This window comes from Streptomyces boncukensis (assembly GCF_011045075.1).
GTDB lineage: Bacteria > Actinomycetota > Actinomycetes > Streptomycetales > Streptomycetaceae > Streptomyces > Streptomyces boncukensis.
The window spans coordinates 1-7674 of sequence record NZ_JAAKZZ010000364.1; the positions used below are offsets into that span (position 1 = coordinate 1).

8 protein-coding genes and 1 pseudogene are annotated in these 7674 nt (G+C 70.3%); 8 read left to right on the forward strand and 1 reads right to left on the reverse strand.

The window, feature by feature from the left end:
• From G5C65_RS26685 to G5C65_RS26715, 7 genes and pseudogenes are all read left to right on the forward strand, one after another.
• Positions 1-484 (forward strand): annotated as a pseudogene (locus G5C65_RS26685) (L-aspartate oxidase); the annotation flags it as partial.
• Complete coding sequence (nadC, locus tag G5C65_RS26690; protein WP_165301495.1) at positions 481-1488, forward strand: carboxylating nicotinate-nucleotide diphosphorylase; 1008 nt, start codon at positions 481-483, stop codon at positions 1486-1488. The pseudogene G5C65_RS26685 and the gene nadC, both read left to right, overlap by 4 nt.
• On the forward strand, positions 1488-2285 hold the full coding sequence (locus tag G5C65_RS26695) for a type III pantothenate kinase (protein WP_165301496.1): 798 nt from the start codon (positions 1488-1490) through the stop codon (positions 2283-2285). The genes nadC and G5C65_RS26695 overlap by 1 nt, the downstream gene beginning before the upstream one ends.
• Before the next feature lie 80 nt (positions 2286-2365).
• The gene (locus G5C65_RS26700) at positions 2366-2527 is read left to right on the forward strand and encodes a hypothetical protein (protein ID WP_165301497.1); all 162 of its coding nucleotides are present in this window, start codon (positions 2366-2368) and stop codon (positions 2525-2527) included.
• Between the two features lie 113 nt (positions 2528-2640).
• Positions 2641-3051, forward strand: a complete 411-nt coding sequence (locus G5C65_RS26705) for a BlaI/MecI/CopY family transcriptional regulator (RefSeq protein ID WP_165301498.1) — start codon at positions 2641-2643, stop codon at positions 3049-3051.
• A gap of 9 nt (positions 3052-3060) precedes the next feature.
• Positions 3061-3594 carry an amino-acid N-acetyltransferase gene (locus G5C65_RS26710; protein ID WP_165301499.1) on the forward strand — a complete coding sequence of 178 codons (534 nt, stop codon included), beginning with the start codon at positions 3061-3063 and terminating at the stop codon, positions 3592-3594.
• A gap of 173 nt (positions 3595-3767) precedes the next feature.
• Complete coding sequence (locus G5C65_RS26715; RefSeq protein ID WP_165301500.1) at positions 3768-4100, forward strand: Lsr2 dimerization domain-containing protein; 333 nt, start codon at positions 3768-3770, stop codon at positions 4098-4100.
• Here G5C65_RS26715 and G5C65_RS26720 read toward each other — a convergent pair.
• Positions 4079-4522 (reverse strand): hypothetical protein, encoded by a 444-nt coding sequence (locus G5C65_RS26720; protein ID WP_165301501.1) that lies wholly within the window; start codon positions 4520-4522, stop codon positions 4079-4081. The genes G5C65_RS26715 and G5C65_RS26720 overlap by 22 nt on opposite strands.
• Positions 4523-5009: 487 nt before the next feature.
• On the opposite strand from G5C65_RS26720, the gene G5C65_RS26725 reads away from it, so the two are divergent.
• Positions 5010-7541: an ATP-dependent Clp protease ATP-binding subunit gene (locus G5C65_RS26725; protein WP_165301502.1), complete on the forward strand. Its 2532-nt coding sequence runs from the start codon at positions 5010-5012 to the stop codon at positions 7539-7541.
• The last annotated feature ends 133 nt before the right edge of the window (positions 7542-7674 follow it).

Genomic DNA, 7674 nt, shown 5'->3' on the forward strand with positions numbered 1-7674 from the left:
AGCCCCCGGGCCCGCCGCAGCGGCCGCTGACGGGCCCGCTGACGGCCGCGGTGCCGTCCCCGCGCCCGGGGCCGCCGTCCCCGCGCCCAGGGCCGGAGAGGGCCCCCTGCTGCCGCCCGAGGCCCGGCTGCGGATCCAGCGCGCCATGACCGAGGGCGCCGGGGTGCTCCGCTCGGCCGACAGCCTGGCGCGGGCGGCGGAGCGGCTCGCGGCGCTGCCCGCCGAACTGGCCGACAAGCCCGCCGAGCCCGGCACCGAGACCTGGGAGACGGCCAACCTGCACCTCGTGGCCCGGACGCTGGTCGCCGCGGCGCAGCTGCGTACGGAGACCCGCGGCTGCCACTGGCGCGAGGACTTCCCGGAGCGGGACGACGCCCACTGGCGACGGCATATCGTGGTCCGCCTGCCGCTGAACGACGCAGACATCCGGATGACCGACACGACCGCGTTTCCTCCGGTCGCGACCAAGGAGAGCAATCCGTGACCGACGACCTCCCGCTCCTGACGATCGGACGAGGCCCCGCGGCGCCGCAGGGCGGCTGCGGCGACGGCTGCGGCTGCGCTGCGGGGGACGGCGCCGGCCTCGACCCGCTGGAGTGCGGCCTCGACCCCGGCCTGGTCCAGCTGCTGCTCGAAGCGGGGCTCGACCCGGTGCAGGTCGAGGACATCGCGCACCTGGCCATCGAGGAGGACCTGGACAACGGCGTCGACGTCACCAGCGTCGCCACCATCCCGGAGGACGCCGTCTCCACCGGCGACTTCACCGCTCGCCAGGAGGGCACCGCGGCGGGCCTGCGGATCGCCGAGGCGGTGCTCTCGGTCGTCTGCACGGACGACTTCGAGGTGGAGCGCCATGTGCTGGACGGCGACCGGGTCCGGCCCGGTGAGAAGCTGCTCACCGTCCGCACCCGCACCCGCGACCTGCTGACCGCCGAGCGGAGCGCGCTGAACCTGCTGTGCCGGCTGTCCGGGATCGCCACCGCGACCCGCGCCTGGGCGGACGCCCTCGCGGGCACCGGAGCGCGAGTGCGGGACACCCGCAAGACGACGCCGGGGCTGCGCGCCCTGGAGAAGTACGCGGTGCGGTGCGGCGGCGGCGTCAACCACCGGATGTCGCTGTCGGACGCGGCGCTCATCAAGGACAACCACGTGCTCGCGGCGGGCGGCGTCGCCGAGGCGTTCCGGCGCGTGCGGGAGGAGTTCCCCGACGTCCCCGTCGAGGCGGAGGTCGACCGGCTGGACCAGATCCCGCCGCTCCTGGAGGCGGGGGCCGAGCTGATCCTGCTGGACAACCTCACTCCCGGGGAGACGGCCGAGGCCGTCCGGCTGGTCGAGGGCCGCGCCCGGCTGGAGTCGTCGGGCCGCCTCACCCTGGACAACGCCGCCGTGTACGCGGCCACCGGTGTCGACTATCTGGCGGTGGGCGCCCTCACGCACTCCTCGGCGGTCCTCGACATCGGCCTGGACCTGCGCGAGGAGAGCGCCTGATGCTCCTGACGATCGACGTCGGCAACACCCACACCGTCCTCGGCCTCTTCGACGGCGAGGAGATCGTGGAGCACTGGCGCATCTCCACCGAGGCCCGCCGCACAGCCGACGAACTGGCCGTCCTGCTGCAGGGCCTGATGGGCATGCACCCGCTGCTCGGCGAGGAACTGGGCGACAACATCGAGGGCATCGCCATCTGCTCGACGGTGCCCTCCGTGCTGCACGAACTGCGCGAGGTCACCCGGCGCTACTACGGCGACATCCCCGCCGTGCTGGTCGAGCCGGGCGTCAAGACGGGCGTGCCGATCCTCATGGACAACCCCAAGGAGGTCGGCGCCGACCGCATCATCAACGCGCTCGCCGCCGTCGAGCTGTACGGGGGCCCCTGCGTGGTCGTCGACTTCGGCACGGCGACGACGTTCGACGCGGTCTCGGTGCGCGGCGAGTACGTCGGCGGCGTCATCGCGCCCGGCATCGAGATCTCCGTCGACGCGCTGGGGGTGCGCGGCGCGCAGCTCAGGAAGATCGAGATCGCCCGGCCGCGGAGCGTCATCGGCAAGAACACCGTGGAGGCCATGCAGGCGGGCATCGTGTACGGCTTCGCGGGCCAGGTGGACGGCGTCGTGGGCCGGATGGCCAGGGAGCTGGCGGACGACCCCGGGGACGTCACGGTCATCGCCACCGGAGGGCTGGCCCCGATGGTGCTGGGTGAGTCGGGGGTCATCGACGAGCACGAGCCCTGGCTGACCCTGATCGGCCTCCGGCTGGTGTACGAGCGCAACGTGGACCGCAGCTGAGCCCTTCCGCACGGGGTGCGCGTCCGCGCCGGGGAGGGCGCAGTACGCTGGATGCCGCGCACCGAGGAGGCAGCAGAGACATGGACTACGTTTCCGCACTCGTCCCGCCCCTCGTCATGGCGGTGGCGTTCACGGCACTCATTGTGACGATCGTCAAGAGCCAGGGCGGGGCGAACAAGGCCAAGGAAGACGGCATCGTCGACGCCGCGCTGGCCCGCGCGGAGCGGAACTCCGACGACTAGACGACCAGGGGCGCCGCCCCTGGCGCGGGTGCGGGTGCGGTCCGCTGGGCCGGACCTGGCCCTCGGGTATCGAGAAACCCCTCGATTCGGACATCTCCCCCTATTATTCTGGTGTGCCTCGGCCATTGGGTGAGTTGGAAGATGCCGTGATGACACGGGTATGGCGCTGGAACCGCCCGGTCACCGTGCGCGAAGTGCTGGAGGATCTCCAGAAGGAACGCGTCATCGCCTACACCACGGTGATGACGGTAATGGACAACCTGCGCCAGAAGGGCTGGGTCCGCCGGGATCAAGAAGGCCGGGCCTATCGATATGCGGCCGTCTCCACCCGCGCCGCCTACTCGGCCGCTCTGATGAACGAGGCGTGGGCTGCCAGCGACAACCCGGCCGCGGCCCTCGTCGACTTCTTCGGCATGATGTCGCCGGAACAGGTCGAGGTGCTGCGGGACGCGTTGCGCGTCGTACAGCTGAACGGTGTCCATCTTGATGCCCCCGGAGGGAGCCCCGGCGGCCAGGAGCGATAGCGTCCGTTCATGACAGAACGGCCGGAACCGGAGCCGCTAAGCGAAGTCGCCGTGCGCAGGGCGCGCACCTCGGATGTGTCGGCCCTCCGCACGCTCATCGACGCCTACTCGCGGGACCGGATCCTGCTCGGCAAAGCCACCGTGACCCTTTACGAGGACATCCAGGAGTTCTGGGTCGCCGAACGGTGCCACGACGGGGAAGTCGTCGGGTGCGGCGCGCTGCATGTGATGTGGGAGGACCTCGCCGAGGTCAGGACGCTCGCGGTGGCGCGCGAGGCGCGCGGCACCGGTGTCGGGCACCTGCTGCTGGAGAAGCTGCTGCAGACCGCGCGCCGGCTGGGGGTGCGGCGCATTTTCTGCCTCACCTTCGAAGTCGACTTCTTCACGAAGCACGGCTTCGCCGAGATCGGCGAGACTCCGGTGGACGGCGATGTCTACAGTGAGCTACTGCGTTCCTATGATGAGGGTGTAGCCGAGTTCCTGGGGCTCGAACGGGTGAAGCCGAACACCCTGGGCAACAGCCGCATGCTGCTGCATCTCTGAACCCGGGCGCCGGGCCCGGAGCCGAACGGCCACCACTTTGTCCGAAAGGTCCCGCCAATCCCGGGCGGCCGCCCTGTCAAACTCAGCCGAGGGTTTGTGTTTCTCCCGGAAAAGCGGTTTGCTTTCGTCGGCAGTATCAGTAATCCGTTATCGATGACGAATGGGAGCGACCGGTGGCACAGAAGGTTCAGGTACTTCTTGTCGACGACCTCGACGGCGGCGAGGCGGACGAGACGGTGACGTTCGCGCTGGACGGGAAGACCTACGAGATCGATCTCACCACCGACAATGCGAACAGGCTCCGCAGCGCCCTGGAGCCCTATCTCAAGGGCGGGCGGCGCACCGGCGGGCGCTCTTCGCGAAAGGGTGGCCGCGCCGCGCCGGCCGGCGGCAGCCAGGACACCGCGAAGATTCGCGCGTGGGCCAAGGAGCAGGGCTACGAGGTCAACGACCGGGGCCGGGTCCCGGCAGGCATCCGTGAGGCTTACGAGAAGGCCAACGGCTGAAGCCCGAGCCGCGCGCGGTGGCACTCCGTCGCCGCGGCGCTCACCAGCCTGACCAGATCCGGCGCGGGACCCGCCCCGGCCGGCTCGCGCCCCGGACCGGGAGGCCGCAGCCATACGGCGGCCTCCCGGGGGTCGTAGGCGGCCCGGGCGGTCAGCGCGAGCCCCACACCGCCCCACTCCAGCCACTCCAGCAGCCCCGGCAGCTCCTCCGCGCTGCCGCCGGGCACCAGCAGCTGTACGCGCTCGCGCGCCGGGTCGTACGCCACCGGGCCGGTGCGTACCCCGCGGCGCCGCAGCAGCGCCAGTCCGGCGTCGACCGGCAGCTCCAGCGCATCGGCCCCGGCCGTCCCGCCGGCCCCGTCTGGCCCCTGCGCCGCGCTGAGCGGTGCTGCCGCCGGGGGGCGCGGAATCGCGAACGTCATGCACAGTGCAACGGGCCGGACGGCATCGATGTTACGCAGGGTTGACATTCGCTACCCATCGTGCTCGGAAAGGTCCTTCCCCGGCGCAAGGCTGTTCGCCGTCAGCGGATGCGGCGGGCCGTATCCGGCGGAAGCGGCATGGAGAGTCCGCGGGAGCGGGTAAGAAGGCTCTAACGAGCAGGAAGCCCAGGTGGAGACGGGGGGAACGGGGGTGTGAACGGGCGGTGTCAGCCGAGGGCGGGCGTGTCGACGGGGAGGCGTTCGCCGTCGGCGTAGTGGATCCAGGTGAATACGCCTGGCCTGCGGGAACATCGTCTCGCACCATCGGGTTGGAACTGTTGTCGGCTGTCCGGGGCAGGAGACAGGGAGTCAACTGGGCTGGTGTCGGCAGTTGGAATGAGCGGTCCCCCGTTGCGGGACTAAGCTGCGGAAGGACAGCGAGGGGAGCGTCCCCTCACTGCCTGACCGCTCTGAGGAGCGATTAACGATGTTCGAGAGGTTCACCGACCGCGCGCGGCGGGTTGTCGTCCTGGCTCAGGAAGAAGCCCGGATGCTCAACCACAACTACATCGGCACCGAGCACATCCTCCTGGGCCTGATCCACGAGGGTGAGGGTGTCGCCGCTAAGGCACTGGAGAGCCTCGGGATTTCGCTTGAGGCTGTCCGCCAGCAGGTGGAGGAGATCATCGGACAGGGCCAGCAGGCGCCGTCCGGCCACATCCCCTTCACGCCCCGTGCCAAGAAGGTGCTGGAGCTGTCGCTCCGCGAGGCCCTTCAGCTCGGCCACAACTACATCGGCACCGAGCACATCCTGCTCGGCCTGATCCGCGAGGGCGAGGGCGTGGCAGCGCAGGTCCTCGTGAAGCTCGGCGCGGACCTGAACCGGGTGCGGCAGCAGGTCATCCAGCTGCTGTCCGGGTACTCGGGCGGCAAGGAGGCCGCGACCGCCGGCGGCCCCGCCGAGGGCACGCCGTCCACCTCGCTCGTGTTGGACCAGTTCGGCCGCAACCTCACGCAGGCGGCCCGCGAGTCCAAGCTCGACCCGGTCATCGGGCGCGAGAAGGAGATCGAGCGGGTCATGCAGGTCCTCTCCCGCCGTACGAAGAACAACCCGGTGCTCATCGGCGAGCCCGGCGTCGGCAAGACGGCCGTGGTGGAGGGGCTGGCACAGGCCATCGTCAAGGGCGAGGTGCCCGAGACGCTCAAGGACAAGCACCTCTACACCCTGGACCTCGGCGCCCTCGTCGCCGGCTCCCGGTACCGCGGTGACTTCGAGGAGCGCCTGAAGAAGGTGCTCAAGGAGATCCGCACGCGGGGCGACATCATCCTGTTCATCGACGAGCTGCACACTCTGGTGGGCGCGGGCGCCGCCGAGGGCGCGATCGACGCGGCGAGCATCCTCAAGCCGATGCTGGCCCGCGGCGAGCTGCAGACCATCGGCGCCACCACCCTGGACGAGTACCGCAAGTACCTGGAGAAGGACGCGGCCCTGGAGCGCCGCTTCCAGCCGATCCAGGTCGCGGAGCCGTCCCTGCCGCACACCATCGAGATCCTCAAGGGCCTGCGCGACCGGTACGAGGCGCACCACCGCGTGTCCATCACGGACGCGGCCCTGGTCGGCGCCGCGACCCTCGCCGACCGCTACATCTCGGACCGCTTCCTGCCGGACAAGGCCATCGACCTGATCGACGAGGCCGGCTCCCGGATGCGGATCCGCCGGATGACCGCGCCGCCGGACCTCCGCGAGTTCGACGAGAAGATCGCAGGCGTCCGCCGGGACAAGGAGTCCGCGATCGACTCGCAGGACTTCGAGAAGGCCGCGTCGCTGCGCGACACCGAAAAGCAGCTCCTCGCCCAGAAGGCCAAGCGGGAGAAGGAGTGGAAGGCCGGCGACATGGACGTCGTCGCCGAGGTGGACGAGGAGCTCATCGCCGAGGTCCTGGCCACCGCCACCGGCATCCCGGTCTTCAAGCTGACCGAGGAGGAGTCCTCCCGGCTGCTGCGCATGGAGGAGGAGCTGCACAAGCGCGTCATCGGCCAGGAGGACGCCATCAAGGCGCTCTCCCAGGCGATCCGGCGCACCCGCGCGGGCCTGAAGGACCCGAAGCGGCCGGGCGGCTCGTTCATCTTCGCCGGCCCCTCCGGCGTCGGTAAGACCGAGCTGTCCAAGACGCTCGCCGAGTTCCTGTTCGGGGACGAGGAGGCGCTGATCTCCCTGGACATGTCGGAGTTCAGCGAGAAGCACACCGTCTCCCGGCTGTTCGGCTCCCCGCCCGGCTACGTGGGCTACGAGGAGGGCGGCCAGCTCACCGAGAAGGTGCGCCGCAAGCCGTTCTCCGTGGTCCTCTTCGACGAGGTGGAGAAGGCCCACCCGGACATCTTCAACTCGCTGCTGCAGATCCTGGAGGACGGCCGCCTGACCGACTCCCAGGGCCGCGTCGTCGACTTCAAGAACACGGTCATCATCATGACCACCAACCTCGGCACCCGGGACATCTCCAAGGGCTTCAACCTCGGCTTCGCCAGCCAGGGCGACGTCAAGGCGGGATACGACCGGATGAAGGCCAAGGTCAACGACGAGCTGAAGCAGCACTTCCGCCCCGAGTTCCTCAACCGCGTCGACGACACGGTCGTCTTCCACCAGCTCACCCGGGAAGACATCATCAACATCGTCGACCTGATGCTCGCCCAGGTGGACGAGCGGCTGAAGGACCGTGACATGGGCATCGAGCTGAGCACCGATGCCAAGGAGCTGCTCGCGAAGAAGGGCTACGACCCCGTGATGGGTGCCCGGCCGCTGCGCCGCACCATCCAGCGCGAGGTCGAGGACGTCCTCTCCGAGAAGATCCTCTTCGGCGACCTGCGCCCCGGCCACATCGTGGTCGTGGACACGGAGGGCGAGGGCGAGACCAAGACCTTCACCTTCCGCGGCGAGGAGAAGTCGGCGCTGCCGGACGCCCCGCCGGTCGAGTCCGCCGCGGGTGGCGGCGCCGGGCCGAACCTCTCCAAGGAGGCGTGAGCCCGCGCCGGTGAAGCCCACCGGCACAGCCCGCTGACAGGGGCCCGGCATCCGCTCCGGATGCCGGGCCCCTGCCGTGCGCCGTACGGTGCCGTACGGCACCCTCACGGGGTGGTGCGGGGGCGGGGGATGC

What these genes read in the sequence shown, in the direction of transcription:
- G5C65_RS26720 (WP_165301501.1), bottom strand. Translation starts at nt 4,522, where the DNA reads ATGACGTTCGCGATTCCGCGCCCCCCGGCGGCAGCACCGCTCAGCGCG.
- G5C65_RS26695 (WP_165301496.1), top strand. Translation starts at nt 1,488, where the DNA reads ATGCTCCTGACGATCGACGTCGGCAACACCCACACCGTCCTCGGCCTC.
- G5C65_RS26710 (WP_165301499.1), top strand. Translation starts at nt 3,061, where the DNA reads ATGACAGAACGGCCGGAACCGGAGCCGCTAAGCGAAGTCGCCGTGCGC.
- G5C65_RS26700 (WP_165301497.1), top strand. Translation starts at nt 2,366, where the DNA reads ATGGACTACGTTTCCGCACTCGTCCCGCCCCTCGTCATGGCGGTGGCG.
- G5C65_RS26725 (WP_165301502.1), top strand. Translation starts at nt 5,010, where the DNA reads ATGTTCGAGAGGTTCACCGACCGCGCGCGGCGGGTTGTCGTCCTGGCT.